The sequence below is a fragment of the Streptomyces flavotricini genome, from assembly GCF_020639365.1.
Classification (GTDB): domain Bacteria; phylum Actinomycetota; class Actinomycetes; order Streptomycetales; family Streptomycetaceae; genus Streptomyces; species Streptomyces flavotricini.
In genome coordinates this window covers 3,058,715-3,074,278 of record NZ_JAINUL010000001.1, presented here as the reverse complement: position 1 = coordinate 3,074,278, position 15,564 = coordinate 3,058,715, and the positions used below count along the sequence as shown (strand labels likewise).

Genomic DNA, 15,564 nt, shown 5'->3' with positions numbered 1-15,564 from the left:
ATAGAACTGCCGTCTAGGACGGCTGTCTTGGTACGGTGAGGGCATGGGACACCGCGAAGATCTGCTCGAAGGCGCCAAGAAGTGCCTGGCCGAGAAGGGTTTCGTGCGGACGACCGCGCGCGACATCGTGAGCGCCTCCGGCGCGAACCTGGCATCGATCGGCTACCACTACGGCTCGAAGGACGCCCTGCTGTCGCAGGCGTTCATCTCGATGGCCGAGGAGTGGGGCGACTCCTTCAAACCGGACGTCACGGGTGAAGGCGGCTCGCTCGAGCGCTTCCGCTCGGTCTGGGACGGCATGATCGGGCAGCGCGACCAGGCGGCCGCGATGTGGACGGCCAGTCTCGAGATCGCGATGAACCGCGACCGGCTGCCGGAGCTGCGGGAGATGGTGGTGTCCTCGGAGGGCGAGGGGCGCAAGGGCCTGACCGAGATGTTCACGGGCATCCCGGAGGAGCAGCTCGAAGAGCGGGACGTCCGGACGCTTGGCGGGCTCTACCAGGTACTGGTCGCCGGGATGATGGTGCAGTGGCTGTACAACCCCGAGAACGCCGTCACCGCCGAGGAGTTGACCGAGGGCATGCGCCGCGCCGCGCGGATGATGGTGAACGCCGAGGACGCCGAGGACGCCGAGGACGCCGAGGATGCCGAGGATGCCGAGGATGCCGAGGACGCCGCCGAGCCCGCCTGAGCCGGTCGGTCGGCGAGCCGGCCAGTCGGTCGGCCGGTCAGCGGTTCGGTCGTTCAGCCGTACAGGCGAGCCGCCTTGAGGGCCATGTGGAGCAACAGTCGGTCCTCGCCCTCGTCCAGATCCAGTCCGGTCAGCTGCTCCACCCGGGCGAGCCGGTAGTAGAGGGTCTGGCGGTGGATGCCCAGGGCCGCCGCCGCGCGGCCCGCCTGGCCCGCGCAGTCCAGGAACAGCTCGGCCGTACGGGCGAGTTCCCGGTGCGCGGGCCCGAGCAGGACCCGGGTCGCCGGGTCGCCCGCCGGGTCGGCCGCCGCCAGGGCCGCCAGCATCCGGTACGGGCCGATCGCCGACCACTGGGCCACCGGGCCGAACCGGGGCTGCGCCGCGGCCGCCTGCGCCGCCGCCGAGGCCTCGTACCAGGCGTCGGCCAGCGCCGCGAGCCCCCGGCGGGGCTCCGCGATCCCGGCGGTGGCCGCGCCGCCCGCCAGCAGCCGGGTCGCGACGCCCTCGGCGGGGGCGAGCACCTCCGCCGAGCGGAGCCTGACGAGCACGGCGAGGGCCTGGCCGGCCCTCCGCTCGGGGCGGGCGCCCGCGTCGCGGGGCCCGGCGCCGGCGCCCGGCCCGCTCCCGTCCCCTTCCCCCGGCCGGGGGACCGTGCACACCGCGGCCGCGCCCGGCACCGACGCCGGGGCCTCGCCGGACCACGGCTGCACGCACACCACCGCGTGCAACCCGTCGGCCCCCGGACCCAGCGCCACCCGCAGCGCGGCCACCGCCATGTCCTGCTGCCAGCCCCGTCCGGCCGTGAGCACCTCCCGGAACTCCCGGGACAGGTCGGCCCCCGCCTTCGCCTCCTCGGCGAGCAGGATCCCGATGCGCTCCGCCACCTCCATGGCCGCCGCCAGGGCGTCCGGTCCGGGGCCGGGCTCCTGGTCGAGCAGCCACACGTACCCCTGCACGATCCCGCGGTACCGCACCGGCAGGCAGATCCTCCCCCGGAAGACCCCCGCGTCCGGGGCCGCCGGGATCCGTACCGGCCCGGTCGCCCGCGCGATCCCGAAACCCTCGAACCAGGCCCGCACGGCCGCCGTCGACTGCCGGGTCAGGATCGAGCGGGTGCGGACGGGGTCCATCGCGAGGTCGTCCTCGCTGTCGTGCGCGCCGAAGGCGATGAGGCGGAAATCCCGGTTCTCCAGCGTCGCCGGGGCGCCGAGGAGCGCCGAGATCTCATCCACCAGGTCCTGGTAATCGCCCTTCACCCGGACATTCTCCCACCCGGAAAGCCGGTCTTCAGACAGATGTATGAGATCGGGGACACGGATGCGTGACAGCTGTCGATGGCAGAGGATCAAAGCGATCCTTAGGTTTCACGGTGGTTTTACTTGCGTTTTCTTTACGGCACCGCCCACCCCCTTCGCGGACCGTATGCCTGCTTCTGCCACCTGTTGGAGGTGCCCCGTGCTGGGTCCCGCGATCCTCGCCGCTTCGCGCAGCGACAAGATGCGCCGAATCGTCTCTGCAGCCCCGGTGACCAAGCCCGTGGTGAACCGGTTCATCCCCGGTGAGACGGTCGACCAGGTCATCCCGATCGTCGTGGACCTCACGGAGAAGGGCCTGGAGCTCACGCTCGACGTGGTGGGCGAGGACATCACCACGGTGGAGCAGTCCCACGCCGCGCGTGACGCCTACCTCGAACTCATCGAGCACCTGGCGGGCCTGGGCCTCGGCGAGAAGGCCGAGATGTCGGTCAAGCTGTCGATGTTCGGCCAGGCGCTGGAGGGCGGCCACGAGCTCGCCCTCGCCAACGTCCGCCCGGTCGTCGAGGCCGCCGCGGCCATCGGCACCACCGTCACCCTGGACGCCGAGGACCACACCACCCTCGACTCGATGTTCGCCATCCACGAGGAGCTGCGCCGGGACTTCCCGCAGACCGGCTGCGTGATCCAGGCGTACCTCTTCCGCACCGAGGCCGACGCCCGCCGCCTGGCCGCCGCCGGCAGCCGCGTCCGGATCGTGAAGGGCGCCTACAAGGAGCCCGCCGAGGTCGCCTACCAGGACAAGGCCGAGATCGACAAGGCGTACGTCCGCATCCTGAAGACGCTGATGGACGGCGAGGGCTACCCGATGATCGGGTCGCACGACCCGCGCCTGATCGCCATCGCGCAGGAGCTCGGCCGCAAGGCCGGGCGCAAGCTGGACGAGTACGAGTTCCAGATGCTGTACGGCATCCGCAGCGAGGAGCACCTGCGGCTCGCCGCCGAGGGCCACCGCATGCGCGTCTACACCGCGTACGGGACGGACTGGTACGGCTACTTCATGCGGCGCCTCGCCGAGAAGCCCGCCAACCTCCTGTTCTTCCTCCGCTCGATGATCACCAAGAACTAGCCCAGAACCAGGTCAAGGAGTTACCAGCCCCATGGATGCTGTGACCCAGGTCCCCGTGCCGGTCAACGAGCCGGTCCACTCGTACGCCCCCGGCACCCCGGAGCGCGCGCGCCTCGAAACGCAGCTGAAGCAGCTGTCCGAGAACCCGATCGACCTGCCCATGACGATCAACGGCGTCAAGCGGATGGGCGGCGGCGAGCGCTTCGACGTCGTGCAGCCGCACGACCACAAGTCGGTCATCGGCACGTACGCGAACGCCACCCAGGCCGACGCCCAGGAGGCCGTCGACGCCGCCCTGGCCGCCGCCCCGGCCTGGCGCTCGATGTCCTTCGACGACCGCGCCGCGATCATCCTGCGCGCCGCCGAGCTGCTGTCCGGCCCGTGGCGGGAGAAGCTGGCCGCCTCGACGATGCTGGGCCAGTCGAAGACCGCGCAGCAGGCCGAGATCGACACCCCGTGCGAGCTCGTCGACTTCTGGCGCTTCAACGTCCACTTCGCCCGCCAGATCCTGGCCGAGCAGCCGGTCGCGAACTCCGCGGGCGTGTGGAACCGCAGCGACCACCGCCCGCTCGAGGGCTTCGTCTACGCGATCACGCCGTTCAACTTCACGGCCATCGCCGGCAACCTGCCGACCGCCCCCGCCCTGATGGGCAACGTGGTCGTGTGGAAGCCGTCCCCGACGCAGACCCACTCCGCGGTCCTCCTGATGGAGCTCCTGGAGGAGGCCGGCCTGCCGAAGGGCGTCATCAACCTGGTGACGGGCGACGGCATCGCCGTGTCCGAGGTGGCCCTGAACCACCCCGAGCTGGCCGGCATCCACTTCACCGGCTCGACCAAGACCTTCCAGTACCTGTGGAAGACGGTCGGCAACAACATCGAGACGTACAAGTCCTACCCGCGCCTGGTCGGCGAGACCGGCGGCAAGGACTTCGTCGTCGCGCACCCGTCCGCGGACCGCGCCGTCCTGAAGACCGCCCTGACCCGCGGTTCCTTCGAGTTCCAGGGCCAGAAGTGCTCGGCGTCCTCGCGCGCCTACATCCCGGCCTCGATCTGGAACGACGGCTTCAAGGAGGCCTTCGCAGCCGAGGTCGACGGCATCACCATGGGTGACGTCCGCGACCTGACCAACTTCATCGGCGCCGTCATCGACGAGCGTTCGTTCGCCAAGAACAAGGCCGCGATCGACCGCGCCAAGGCCGACCCGACCTGCGAGATCATCGCCGGTGGCACGTACGACGACTCGGAGGGCTACTTCGTCCGCCCGACCGTCATCGCCTGCACCGACCCGGAGAACGAGGTCTTCACGACCGAGTACTTCGGCCCGATCCTGGCGATCCACGTGTACGAGGACGCCGAGTTCGACGCGATGCTGGCCCAGATGGAGTCCGTTTCGGCGTACGCGCTCACCGGCTCGATCATCGCCGGTGACCGCTACGCGGCCGCGGACGCGATGGAGAAGCTCCGCTTCGCGGCGGGCAACTTCTACATCAACGACAAGTCGACCGGCGCCGTGGTCGGCCAGCAGCCCTTCGGCGGCGGCCGCGCCTCGGGCACGAACGACAAGGCGGGCGCCGCGAGCAACCTGCACCGCTGGGTGTCGACCCGCTCCATCAAGGAGACGCTGGTCGCGCCGACCGAGTACGGCTACCCGCACATGGGCTGATCCGGCCCCCTTCTGAACCCCGCCCCCGTTCCGGTACCCCCAAGTCCGGATCGGGGGCGGTTCCAGTTCCACCCCCTCCGCCCGTGAGGACCGGGGCGTCAGGGGACCAGGACGACCTTGCCGAGGTTGCGCCGCTCCTCGATCAGCGCGTGCGCCCGGGCCGCCTCGGCCAGCGGGATCTCCCCGTGCACGGCGGGGCGCAGCGAGCCCTCCGCGTACGCCTTCCACAGCTCGCGCCGCCAGCCCTCGAGCACCTGCGGCCGGCCCTGTGCGACGGCCCGGATCTGGAAGCCGGTCACCGAGGCACCGCGCACCAGCAGTTCGTACGCCTCCACCGTGCCGCCGCCGGAGCCGTACGCCACCAGCCGGCCGCCCGCGGCCAGGGCGCGCACGGCCGGGCCGAGCAGTTCGCCGCCGACCCCGTCGAGCACCACGTCGTACGGCTCGCCCCAGGCGGCCGGGTCCTCGTACAGCACCACCTCATCGGCGCCGAGGCCGCGTACGAACCCGGCCTTGTCCGCGCTGGAGACGGCGGCGACCAGCCGGCCGGCCCCGCCCGCCCGGGCCAGCCGCAGCGCGAGGCTGCCGACCCCGCTCGCGGCTGCCGTGACCAGCACGGACTCCCCGGGCCGGACCCGCCCGGCCTCCCAGGCACCCCGGGCGACGAGCCCGCTGCGCACGAGCGCGACGGCGTCCACGGAGCCGGCCCCGTCGGGGACGGCGGAGGCGAAGGGGGCCGCGAGGAGCGCGTACTCGGCGTACCCGTGGCCGAAGCACAGCCCGGTGACCCGGTCCCCGACGGCGAACCCCCGCACCCCCTCGCCGAGCGCGGCCACGGTCCCCGCGACCTCCCCGCCGAGCGGTACCGCCCCGCGCCCCTCCCGCACCTTGCGCACGACGGGCAGCGTGACCCCGACGGCCTCGACCGCGACGAGGAGCTCCCCGGGCCCGGGGACGGGCACGGCCACCTCCTCCGCGAACAGCACTTCGGGGCCGCCGTTGACCTCGTGGCGGATGCGCAGCACAGGACCTCCCGGACCGTGGCAGATTCGTTGGGAGCCCCAACGGTAATCGAGATCGTGGGGAATCCCAATGAATTGCTAGGCTGGGTCCATGACCTCGGCCCTCGCGCACATCCAGGCCCTCCCGAGCTGGCTCGTGGGGCGGGTCGCGGCGCGCGGCCGCGGCCTCGTCGCCGAGGCGCTCGCCGCCGAGGGGCTCAAGCTCGCGCACCACGCGGTGCTGGCGGCGACCGCCGAGTACGGTCCGGTGGCCCAGGCCGACCTCGGCCGCCGGCTCGGCATCGACCCCAAGGACCTGGTCGGACTCCTCAACCACCTCGAAGGCGCCGGCCTCCTGCTCCGCGCCCCGGACCCGGCGGACCGCCGCAAGAACGCCGTCACCCTGACCCCGGCGGGCGCGGCCGCCCTCACCCGCTGCGCCACCCTGGCCGAGCAGGCCAACGCCGCCTTCCTGTCCCCCCTGACCCCGGCGGAACGCGACCGGCTGACCGCCCTCCTGACCCGCATCCACGAAGCCGACGGCGATCCGCAACCCGAGGGCTAGACCTCGGTCATGACCTGATCGAGGGACTTGCGGATCAGGTCCGGGACCTCGCAGTCGTCGGACGGGTAGCCGACGGGGACGACCGCGAAGGCCTTTTCGTTCTCCGGGCGGTGCAGGACGTGGGAGAGGAAGCGCATCGGGCTCGGGGTGTGGACCAGGGCCGCGAGGCCGCTGAGGTGGAGGGCGGTCAGGAGCATGCCGACCGCGATGCCGACCGACTCGTCGACGTAGTAGTGCTTGCGCTTGACGCCGTCCGGACCGAGCCAGTACCGCTGCTGGAAGACGACGAGCAGCGCGGGGGCGTCGGTGAGGTGCGTCTTGACCGCGTCCGTGCCCAGCGGGCGCAGGGCGGCGAGCCATTCGTCGCCGAGGCGGCCGTCGTAGGACAGCTGCTCCTCCTGCTCGGCGGCCGCGCGGATCTGCTCCCGCACCGCCGGGTCCTTGACCAGGACGAAGGTCCACGGCTGCTGGTGGGCGCCGGAGGGGGCGGTCGCCGCGCACGCGATCGCGTCGCGGATCACCTGCTCCGGGACGGGGTCGGGGGAGAAGTGGCGCACGGTGCGGCGTTCGTCCATGCGGGCCCGCAACTCGGCGGCGCGCGCCAGCGATTGCGCGGACGGCATCCGCGCCGGCCGGTAGGCGACGGGCCGGTACGGTGCGCCGTGGGCGGGGGTCCACTGCCGGGTCTCAGGTGACATGGCCAGATCCTCACGCGGGGAGCCGCGCCAGGGCACGGCCCGTTCCGGTCGCCCCCGGCGGATTTCCGGCCTTTCCCGCGGCCGTTGATAGCGTCGCCGTATGGACGTCCTGCTGAAGCACACCTCCCAGCTGGGGGACGGCGAGCTCCGTGAGCTGCGGGAGCTGCTCGACCGGGCCTTCGACGGGGACTTCTCCGACGAGGACTTCGAGCACGCGCTCGGCGGCATGCACGCCCTCGTCCGCGAGGGCGGGGAGCTCGTCGCCCACGGGAGCGTGGTGCAGCGGCGGGTCCTCCACGGGGGCCGGGCCCTGCGGACCGGATACGTCGAGGCCGTCGCCGTACGGGCGGACCGGCGCCGGCGCGGACTCGGCGGGCGGGTCATGGACGCCCTGGAGGGCGTCATCGAGCGGGCCTACGTGCTCGGCGCGCTGTCGGCCTCCGCCGACGGGGCCCGGCTGTACGAGGGGCGGGGGTGGGCCGCGTGGGGCGGGCGGATCGGGGCGCTGTCACCCGCCGGGCCGGTGCGGCTCCCCGACGAGGAGGGGTCGACGTACGTGTGGCTGCCGCCCGGCGGGGTGCTGGAGGATCCCGGCGGGCGGCTCGACTTCGACTGGCGTGACGCGGACGTGCTGTAGCGCGTCAGCCCGAGATGCTGGGCGTGCCCGTCTCGATGTGGCCCGTGTAGCGGCGCGACCAGGTGCCGTCGTTGTCCGCGAGGATCGTGAAGTCGTACCAGCCGTCGTTGTACGCGACCGCGTTGAAGTAGTCCTCGCGCGAGGAGTTCGCCGGGACGGTGTAGGTCCACGGGCCGTCCGAGCGGTAGGCGTTCGAGCGGATCGTGAAGGTGACGGGCGAGGCCGAGCCGTTCGTCATCTTGAACCAGATCGCCGTCTTGCCCGTGCCCGGCTCCACCGCGAAGCGGGCCGCCACCTCGATCGCCTTGCCCGCCTTCGAAGCGTCGCCGATGAACCGGCGCAGGAAGCGGTTCGGGCCGTACATCGAGATGTCGTACTTGCCGGAGCCGCTGCCGAGCCCGATGTTGAAGTAGTCCGTCCCCGTCGCGCCCGGGTCCACCGTGTACTGCCAGGCGGCCGTGTCGCGGTACTGGTGCGGGTGGATCGAGAAGTGCGCCGCCTGCTTCGCCTGCGCGCCCTGGTTGGTCATCGAGAACCAGGCCAGGATCTTGCCGGCCGCCCCGAACTCGAACCGGTCCAGGTTGCCGTTGACCTGGTACGGAAGGGCCCGCGCCGGGCGGGTTCCGGCCTCCTGGGCCGGGAGCGCGTTGTCCTGCGGCACCGGGTTGGGGAGCGGGCCGCAGGTCGCCTGGCCGATGACCTTCGCGGTCGACGGCAGCCCGGCCGGCACCCCGTACACCGGACGCGCGAAGTCGAAGACGCCGGTCAGGTCGCCGGTCACCTTGCGGCGCCAGGCGCTGATGTTCGGGCAGTTCGCCGGGGTCCCGAGGGCCGCCGTCCACTTCTCCATGAAGCGGAGCACCGAGGTGTGGTCGAAGACCTCCGAGCTCACCCAGCCGCCGCGCGTCCACGGGGACATGACGATCATCGGGACGCGGAAGCCGAGGCCGATCGGGGTGCCGTCGATGTACTCGTCCGGGGTGCCGGGCGGGGCGACGGGCGGCGGGACGTGGTCGAAGAAGCCGTCGTTCTCGTCGTAGTTGAGGAAGAGGACGGTGGAGTCGAAGACCTCGGGGTTCGCGGACAGCGCCCGGTAGACCAGGTCCACGAAGTGAGCGCCGTCGCCGGGCGGGGCGTACGGGTGCTCCGAGAAGGCCTCGTTCGCGACGACCCAGGAGACCTGCGGCAGGGTGCCGGCGACGGCGTCCGCGCGGAGGGCGGCCGCGATGTCGTCGGGGGTGGAACCGGTGACCTTGGGGACGGAGCCCATGCCGCGGTCCCACAGCGGGTTGCCGGGCGCCGCGTCCGTGAACTTCTTGAAGTAGGCCAGACCGTTGTCGCCGTAGTTGTCCTGGGCGTTCTGGTAGACCTTCCAGGTCAGGCCGGCGCGCTGGAGGGCCTCCGCGTACGTCTCCCAGGTCAGCCCGGACTCGTCGCCGCCGTCCTTGCTGCCCGCGTCGACCTTGCCGCTCCACAGGAAGGTCCGGTTCGGGCCGGTCGCGCTCAGGGTGGAGCAGAAGTACGCGTCGCAGATGGTGTAGTTGTCGGCGAGCGCGTAGTGGAAGGGTATGTCCCCGCGATCGAGGTGGCCGAGGGTGCGGGTGTTGCCGACGCCGAGGACCCAGTTGTCCATCCGGCCCTTGTTCCAGGCCGCGTGCTGCGAGGTCCAGCTGTGCGGGAGATCGCCGTTGCACTGGGCGAGGGTCTCGCCGTCGACACCGCCGGCCGCGGGGGTGGAGCTGAGCTTCCACGGGTACTGGCGGCCGCCCCAGTTGGGCTGGTTGAACATGCCCCAGCCGCCCGGGATGTTGCCGGCGGCGCGGTCACCGAAGCCGCGGACACCCTTCAGCCTGCCGAAGTAGTGGTCGAAGCTGCGGTTCTCCTGCATCAGGATCACCACGTGCTTCACGTCGGTGATCGTGCCGGTCGCGGCGGCCGCGGCCGCCGACGTCGGCGCGATCGCCGGCAGGGCGGCCCCGGCCATCAGCCCGGCGCCGATTCCCACGAAACCTCTGCGGCTGATCGGTGTCACTGGCTACTCGCCTCCAACTCAAGTGCCCCGCTGGCACATTGACGGAAAGAGTGGCGGGCGCCGGGCCAAAGGTCTACATCCGTGCGGTAAGAAGTCGGTGAACATCCGGTTGGCTGGATTCAGTTCCCGAGACGGACAAGCATTTTGCCCAGGTTGTCGCCTCGCAGCATGCCCAGAAAGGCGTCCACCGCGTGATCGATTCCCTGGACAACGGTGGTGTCCGTGCCGATCCGGCCGCTCTGCAGGTGCGGGACCAGGAAGTCCTCCATCTCGTCCTGCAAATTGGTGTGATTGCGAACCAATACCCCTTCCAGGCGCAGCGACTTGTGGACGACCTCGAAGAGGTTGCGCGGCGCGGCCGGCGAGCGGTCCCCGTTGTACATCGAGATCCCCCCGACCCAGGCGATCCGCCCGTACTCGCGCAGCACGTCGATCGCGCCCGCCAGATGGTCCCCGCCCACGTTGTCCACGTACACGTCGATGCCGTCCGGCGCGGCCAGCGCGAGCTGCTCGCCGACCGGTCCGTCGTGGTAGTCGAACGCCGCGTCGAAGCCCAGCACCTCGGTCAGGTGGCGGACCTTCGCCGCCGAGCCCGCGCTGCCGATGATCCGGCGGGCGCCCAGCAGCCGGGCGATGTGCCCGGTGGCGGTGCCGACACCGCCCGCGGCGGCCGAGACGAACAGGTCCTCGCCCTCGCGCAGCACCGCGGTCCGGGTGAGGGCGGCGTACGCGGTCAGACCGGTGCCGCCGAGGATGCTCAGGTACGCCTCCAGCGGGACGCCCGCATGGCCGCGCAGGGTGCGGGTGCCGTTCACGCCGAGGGTGACGAGGGCGTGCGTGCGCCAGCCCTCGCGGTGGAAGACCAGGTCGCCCTCGCGCAGCCCCGGGTCGCGGGAGGCGAGCACCCGGCCCACCGAGCGCCCCTCCAGCGGGGTGTTCAGCTCGAAGCCGCCCTCGCCGCCGTCCATCATCCCGCGGTGGTACGGGTCCACCGAGAGCAGCAGGTTCTGTACCAGGGCGGTGCCCGGGGCGGGGGAGGGGAGCGGGGTCTCGACGTACGCGAAGTCGCTCGTGACGGGGAAGCCGGCGGGGCGGGCGGTCAGGTGGACGGCGTGGGCGGTGTGGTTCGTGGTCATGGAGAGGACGCTAGGAAGGAATCGACGGCCCGGGCAGGGAGTTGCGTTCATGGAAGCCGCACATCCATGAACACCGCTCATAGAACGAGGTGAGAGCCACTGTGGCCGAGCTCGCTCCGCACGAACTCCGGGTCCTGGTCGCCGTGGCCGAGACCGGCGGCTTCTCCGCCGCGGCCGCCCGGCTCGGCCTCACCCAGTCGGCCGTGTCGCACTCGGTGCGCGGCAGCGAGGCCAAGGTCGGCGCGGTCCTCTTCGAGCGCGGGCGCACCGGAGCCTCGCCCACCCCGGCGGGGGAGCGGGCCGTCGGCCTCGCCCGCCGGATCCTGCGGCTGTACGAGGTCCTCGGCGCGGAGGTGCGCGGCGCCGGCCGGGACGCCGGGGAGGCGGTCGGGGGCGTGCTGCGCATCGCGGCGTTCCGCAGCGCGGCCCTGCACCTGCTGCCCCCGGCCCTGGAGCGGCTCACGGCCCGCCACCCCGGCATCCGCCCCGAGGTCCGGGTGGTGCGCGAGCTCGGCGCCGGCACGGCCGGGGAGGTGGCCGCGGGCCGCGCCGACCTCGGCATCGCGACGCTGAACGCGGCCGCCCCCGCGGCGCGGGACGGCGGCGCGGCCGGCCTGCTGACAGGGGTGCTCCGGGAGGAGAAGTACGCGCTGGTCCACCCCGCCGGACACCCGGACCCGAAGGCGCTGCCCCTGCTGGACTGGGACGAGAACTGCGGTTCGTACACCCGCGACTGGTGGCGGGCCCAGGACTGGATCCCGCGCGCCACCGTGAAGGCGGAGGACGACGCGATGGTGCTGACCATGGTCGGGCGCGGGCTCGGCATGGCGATCCTGCCCGAGCTCTCGCTCCGCGAGGCCACGGCCGCCGTGGACATCACCGGACTGGGCCCTTCGGGGCCGGTGAGACACGTGGGATACGTCACCACGCCGGAATCCGCCTCGACTCTCGCCGTACGTGCTCTGATCAGGGAACTTCGCTCCGAGAAGGGCTGAATCGGAGGTCCGTGAAGGGGCCTTCCGCGGGCTTGTCCGTCTCAGATAGTAGGAAGCCCGACTAATTGCGGAGACATACAACGGGAGCTGCCCTAGCTTTGTAGAAGCCGAACGTCTCGCCGATCCGGCGAATGGCGGTCGAGAGCGCGCGCCCCTGGGCAGGCAACCCCTGCCGCGCACCGCTCCCCGCCTCTTCCGGCGCCTTGAAGGAACCCCTCATCCGTGGCCCCGCCACGCCGTGATCTCAAGGAGTCGATCACCATGACCGCATCCACCGCAGCCCGCCGCGTCCGCCACTCCTCCACCGCCGACGCCGACCGCAAGAACGCCGCGGCCGCCCTCCAGCGCGCCCTCGACCGCCGGGACAACGGCGGCTCGACCGGCCACTGAGCAGCCCCGCCCCTCGGGCGTATTGGTCCACATGATGGACGGGATATGCCCGAGGGCTGGGACAGGGAGTACGGTTCCGACATGTCGACCAGCATCAATCTCGCAGTGATCCCCGGTGATGGCATCGGCCAGGAAGTCGTGGCTCAGGGCCTCAAGGTCCTTACCGCGGTCCTGCCCCAGGATGTGAAGCTGGAGACCAAGGAGTACGACCTCGGCGCCCAGCGCTGGCACCGCACCGGTGAGACCCTCCCGGACGCGGAGCTCGAAGCCCTCAAGCACCACGACGCGATCCTGCTGGGCGCCATCGGCGACCCGTCGGTCCCCTCCGGCGTGCTGGAGCGCGGCCTGCTGCTGAAGCTCCGCTTCGCCTTCGACCACTTCATCAACCTGCGCCCGTCGAAGCTCTTCCCGAACACCGCGACCCCGCTCGCCGGGCGTCCGGAGATCGACTTCGTCGTGGTCCGCGAGGGCACCGAGGGCCCGTACACCGGCAACGGCGGCAGCCTGCGCACCGGTACGCCCGCCGAGGTGGCCACCGAGGTCAGCATCAACACCGCGTACGGCGTGGAGCGCGTCGTCCGTGACGCGTACGAGCGGGCCAACTCCCGCCCCCGCAAGAAGCTGACGCTGGTCCACAAGAACAACGTCCTCGTGTACGCGGGCCACATGTGGAAGAACATCTTCGACAAGGTCGGCCAGGAGTACCCCGAGGTCACCACCGACTACCTGCACGTCGACGCCGCGACGATCTTCTTCGTCACGCAGCCCGAGCGCTTCGACGTCATCGTCACGGACAACCTCTTCGGCGACATCCTCACCGACCTGGCCGCCGCCGTGACCGGCGGGATCGGCCTGGCCGCCTCCGGGAACATCAACCCGACCGGCGCCTTCCCGTCCATGTTCGAGCCCGTCCACGGCTCGGCCCCGGACATCGCCGGCACCGGCAAGGCGGACCCGACCGCGACGATCCTCTCGGTCGCCCTCCTGCTGCGCCACCTCGGCCACGAGGACCGCGCCGTGCGCATCGAGGACGCCGTCAGCGCCGACCTCGCGGAGCGCGACGGCACCTTCCGCTCCACCGAGCAGATCGGCGACGCCCTCGCCGCCCGAGTAGCCGGCTGACCCGGCAGCTCCACTTCAGGAAGCCGCCGGGCCGCGCAGACGCACCCGGCGGCTTTTCCTGTGCGGCCCCGGGTGCCACCATCTCCCCTGGGCCGCATTCACTCCGCTTCACCCCGCTTCTCCGCAGGCACCTCGCGCGCGATAATCGAACGCGAGACCGCGGAATGCGGGGAAGCTCGGACGTCCTGGTACGCCGTGAGCGCGGTCCGCCCTACGAAACCGGTGAAGGACAAGCACTCATGACGACGCCCACGATCGAGCTCAAGCCCTCCTCGAACCCGCTGTCCGATGCGGAGCGCGAGGCGATCCTGGCCAGCCCCGGCTTCGGCCGCCACTTCACCGACCACATGGTGACGATCAAGTGGACCGAGGGCCGCGGCTGGCACGACGCCGAGCTGGTCCCGTACGCGCCGCTGTCGATGGACCCGGCGAACATGACCCTGCACTACGCGCAGACGATCTTCGAGGGCCTCAAGGCCTACCGTCAGCCCGACGGCACGGTCGCCACCTTCCGGCCGCGGGCCAACGCCGAGCGCTTCCAGGCCTCCGCCCGGCGCATGGCGATGCCGGAGCTGCCCGCCGACCTCTTCATCGAGGCCTGCGACGCGCTGATCAAGCAGGACCGCGCCTGGGTGCCGGACTCCGGCGAGGCCTCCCTGTACCTGCGCCCGTTCATGTTCGCTTCCGAGGTCGGCCTCGGCGTCCGCCCGGCCAACGAGTTCCTCTTCATGGTCATCGCCTCGCCCGCCGGCGCGTACTTCCCCGGCGGCGTCAAGCCCGTCTCCGTCTGGCTCTCCGAGGAGTACGTCCGCGCCGTCAAGGGCGGTACGGGCGCGGCCAAGACCGGCGGCAATTACGCAGCCTCCCTCGTGGCCCAGGCCCAGGCCGCCGAGCACGGCTGCGACCAGGTGGTCTGGCTCGACGCGGTCGAGCACCGCTGGATCGAGGAGATGGGGGGCATGAACCTGTACTTCGTGTACGGGGAAGAGGACGGGACGCAGCGCATCGTCACCCCGGAGCTCACCGGCTCCCTCCTGCCGGGCATCACCCGCGACTCCCTCCTCACCATCGCCCGCGACCTCGGCTACACCGCCGAGGAGGGACGTATCTCCACCGAGGACTGGAAGCGCGACAACGAGAACGGCACCCTCACCGAGGTGTTCGCCTGCGGCACGGCCGCCGTCATCACCCCGGTCGGCTCGGTCAAGTCCGAGCGCGCCAACTGGACCCAGGGCACCGGCGAGCCCGGCGAGGTCACGATGAAGCTCCGCAAGGCGCTGCTGGAGCTCCAGACCGGCCGCACCGCCGACACCCACGGCTGGATGCACCCGCTCGGCTAGGGGGCGTCGTCGCGGGGCGGGCGGGACTTCGCGGACACCCCCTGGGACCGCAGCGAGCCCGTCACGAAGAAGAGGTCCCGGCCGGCAGGCCGGGGCCTCTTCGCGTGTCCGGGACACAGTCCGCCGGAGGGTGCGGGCAGGTCGCCGCGCCCCGGCACGCCACCCGTACGGAGGTACGCCGCCGCTGTTGCCCGGCGTCGCCCGGCCGGGGCCGCCGGGGCCGCCTGCGCCAGTGCCCGCCGGTGTCGCGGCCCCGTCCGCCGCCGCGCGGGGGCGGGTGGATGCGGTCCGTTCGGAAGTGCGGTGGGCGTACCGGCGTGCGACGTTGATCGCGCCTGCCCATGCGGTGCCGGACACCGGTCCCGGGCGGCACGGTATGTCCCAGTGGCGTGAATCTCTCGTGCGTCGGCCGATGCGGCCGGCGGGAAGGCGGATCCCCATGAAGCGGTTCGTTGCCTCCGGCCTGCTGTGCGCGGCCGTGGTACTCGGCGCCTCGGCATGCTCCAGCGACGACGACACGACGCCGGCGGAGGCAGCCTCGTCGGCCAGTGCCGCGCTGTGCACCAACCTGGTCCAGCTGAAGTCGGACAGTGCCGCACTCAAGGCGCTCAACCCGGCCACGGCCACCAAGGACCAGCTGAAATCGGCGTACGACGCCGTCCAGACGAGCTGGAAGAACGTCAAGGAGAGCACCTCGGCGCTGAAGTCGGCCGAGAAGGACGCCGTCACGTCGGCTGCGGAGAACCTCAAGAAGGCGTACGAGGACCTTCCGGGCGACACCACGGGCACGGAGGCGGCCACCCAGCTGCAGCCGCAGGTGCAGGCGCTGGACACGGCTACCACCGAGGCGACCACCGCGCACAAGTGCCGTTAGCCGCCGGCGGCGCCGATGGTGCGGGCCCCGGGGGACGT

15 protein-coding genes are annotated in these 15,564 nt (G+C 71.8%); 10 read left to right on the top strand and 5 right to left on the bottom strand.

Annotated elements, in window-relative coordinates; translation table 11 throughout:
* Positions 1-43: 43 nt before the first annotated feature.
* Positions 44-691, top strand: a complete 648-nt coding sequence (locus K7B10_RS13620) for a TetR/AcrR family transcriptional regulator (protein WP_229336331.1) — start codon at positions 44-46, stop codon at positions 689-691.
* A 53-nt stretch (positions 692-744) separates the two neighbouring features.
* Here the strand turns inward: K7B10_RS13620 and K7B10_RS13615 are convergent, their stop codons facing one another.
* A complete protein-coding gene (locus tag K7B10_RS13615) occupies positions 745-1,947 on the bottom strand; it encodes a helix-turn-helix domain-containing protein (RefSeq protein ID WP_229336330.1) in 1,203 nt (400 codons plus the stop codon).
* Between the two features lie 199 nt (positions 1,948-2,146).
* Between K7B10_RS13615 and K7B10_RS13610 the strand changes: the two genes are divergently transcribed.
* Entirely contained in the window at positions 2,147-3,073 is a 927-nt protein-coding gene (locus K7B10_RS13610) for a proline dehydrogenase family protein (RefSeq protein WP_030857436.1), read from the top strand.
* A gap of 31 nt (positions 3,074-3,104) precedes the next feature.
* On the top strand, positions 3,105-4,736 hold the full coding sequence (pruA, locus tag K7B10_RS13605) for an L-glutamate gamma-semialdehyde dehydrogenase (protein ID WP_229336329.1): 1,632 nt from the start codon (positions 3,105-3,107) through the stop codon (positions 4,734-4,736).
* A 98-nt stretch (positions 4,737-4,834) separates the two neighbouring features.
* Here pruA and K7B10_RS13600 read toward each other — a convergent pair whose 3' ends face one another.
* Positions 4,835-5,761, bottom strand: coding sequence for a quinone oxidoreductase family protein (locus tag K7B10_RS13600; protein ID WP_229336328.1), 927 nt, complete (start codon positions 5,759-5,761; stop codon positions 4,835-4,837).
* Positions 5,762-5,849: 88 nt separating this feature from the next.
* Between K7B10_RS13600 and K7B10_RS13595 the strand changes: the two genes are divergently transcribed.
* A complete protein-coding gene (locus K7B10_RS13595; RefSeq protein ID WP_229336327.1) occupies positions 5,850-6,302 on the top strand; it encodes a MarR family winged helix-turn-helix transcriptional regulator in 453 nt (150 codons plus the stop codon).
* Here K7B10_RS13595 and K7B10_RS13590 read toward each other — a convergent pair.
* Positions 6,299-7,000 (bottom strand): nitroreductase family protein, encoded by a 702-nt coding sequence (locus K7B10_RS13590; RefSeq protein ID WP_229336326.1) that lies wholly within the window; start codon positions 6,998-7,000, stop codon positions 6,299-6,301. The two genes, K7B10_RS13595 and K7B10_RS13590, sit on opposite strands and share 4 nt — an antisense overlap.
* A 100-nt stretch (positions 7,001-7,100) precedes the next feature.
* Here K7B10_RS13590 and K7B10_RS13585 point away from each other — a divergent pair, with 100 nt between their 5' ends.
* Entirely contained in the window at positions 7,101-7,637 is a 537-nt protein-coding gene (locus tag K7B10_RS13585) for a GNAT family N-acetyltransferase (RefSeq protein WP_229336325.1), read from the top strand.
* A 4-nt stretch (positions 7,638-7,641) separates the two neighbouring features.
* Here the strand turns inward: K7B10_RS13585 and K7B10_RS13580 are convergent, their stop codons facing one another.
* Positions 7,642-9,669 carry a phosphocholine-specific phospholipase C gene (locus K7B10_RS13580; protein WP_229336324.1) on the bottom strand — a complete coding sequence of 676 codons (2,028 nt, stop codon included), beginning with the start codon at positions 9,667-9,669 and terminating at the stop codon, positions 7,642-7,644.
* A gap of 119 nt (positions 9,670-9,788) precedes the next feature.
* Entirely contained in the window at positions 9,789-10,805 is a 1,017-nt protein-coding gene (locus tag K7B10_RS13575; RefSeq protein WP_229336323.1) for an NADP-dependent oxidoreductase, read from the bottom strand.
* Between the two features lie 101 nt (positions 10,806-10,906).
* Between K7B10_RS13575 and K7B10_RS13570 the strand changes: the two genes are divergently transcribed.
* The 5 genes from K7B10_RS13570 to K7B10_RS13555 all read left to right on the top strand — a co-directional run bounded on the left by K7B10_RS13570 (position 10,907) and on the right by K7B10_RS13555 (position 15,526).
* On the top strand, positions 10,907-11,800 hold the full coding sequence (locus K7B10_RS13570) for a LysR family transcriptional regulator (protein WP_229336322.1): 894 nt from the start codon (positions 10,907-10,909) through the stop codon (positions 11,798-11,800).
* Positions 11,801-12,061: 261 nt separating this feature from the next.
* Positions 12,062-12,190, top strand: coding sequence for a hypothetical protein (locus tag K7B10_RS40820; RefSeq protein ID WP_266625109.1), 129 nt, complete (start codon positions 12,062-12,064; stop codon positions 12,188-12,190).
* Between the two features lie 81 nt (positions 12,191-12,271).
* Positions 12,272-13,312 (top strand): 3-isopropylmalate dehydrogenase, encoded by a 1,041-nt coding sequence (locus tag K7B10_RS13565; protein WP_229336321.1) that lies wholly within the window; start codon positions 12,272-12,274, stop codon positions 13,310-13,312.
* A 239-nt stretch (positions 13,313-13,551) separates the two neighbouring features.
* Positions 13,552-14,652: a branched-chain amino acid aminotransferase gene (locus tag K7B10_RS13560; RefSeq protein ID WP_229336320.1), complete on the top strand. Its 1,101-nt coding sequence runs from the start codon at positions 13,552-13,554 to the stop codon at positions 14,650-14,652.
* 439 nt (positions 14,653-15,091) lie between these two features.
* Positions 15,092-15,526 carry a hypothetical protein gene (locus tag K7B10_RS13555; RefSeq protein WP_229336319.1) on the top strand — a complete coding sequence of 145 codons (435 nt, stop codon included), beginning with the start codon at positions 15,092-15,094 and terminating at the stop codon, positions 15,524-15,526.
* The last annotated feature ends 38 nt before the right edge of the window (positions 15,527-15,564 follow it).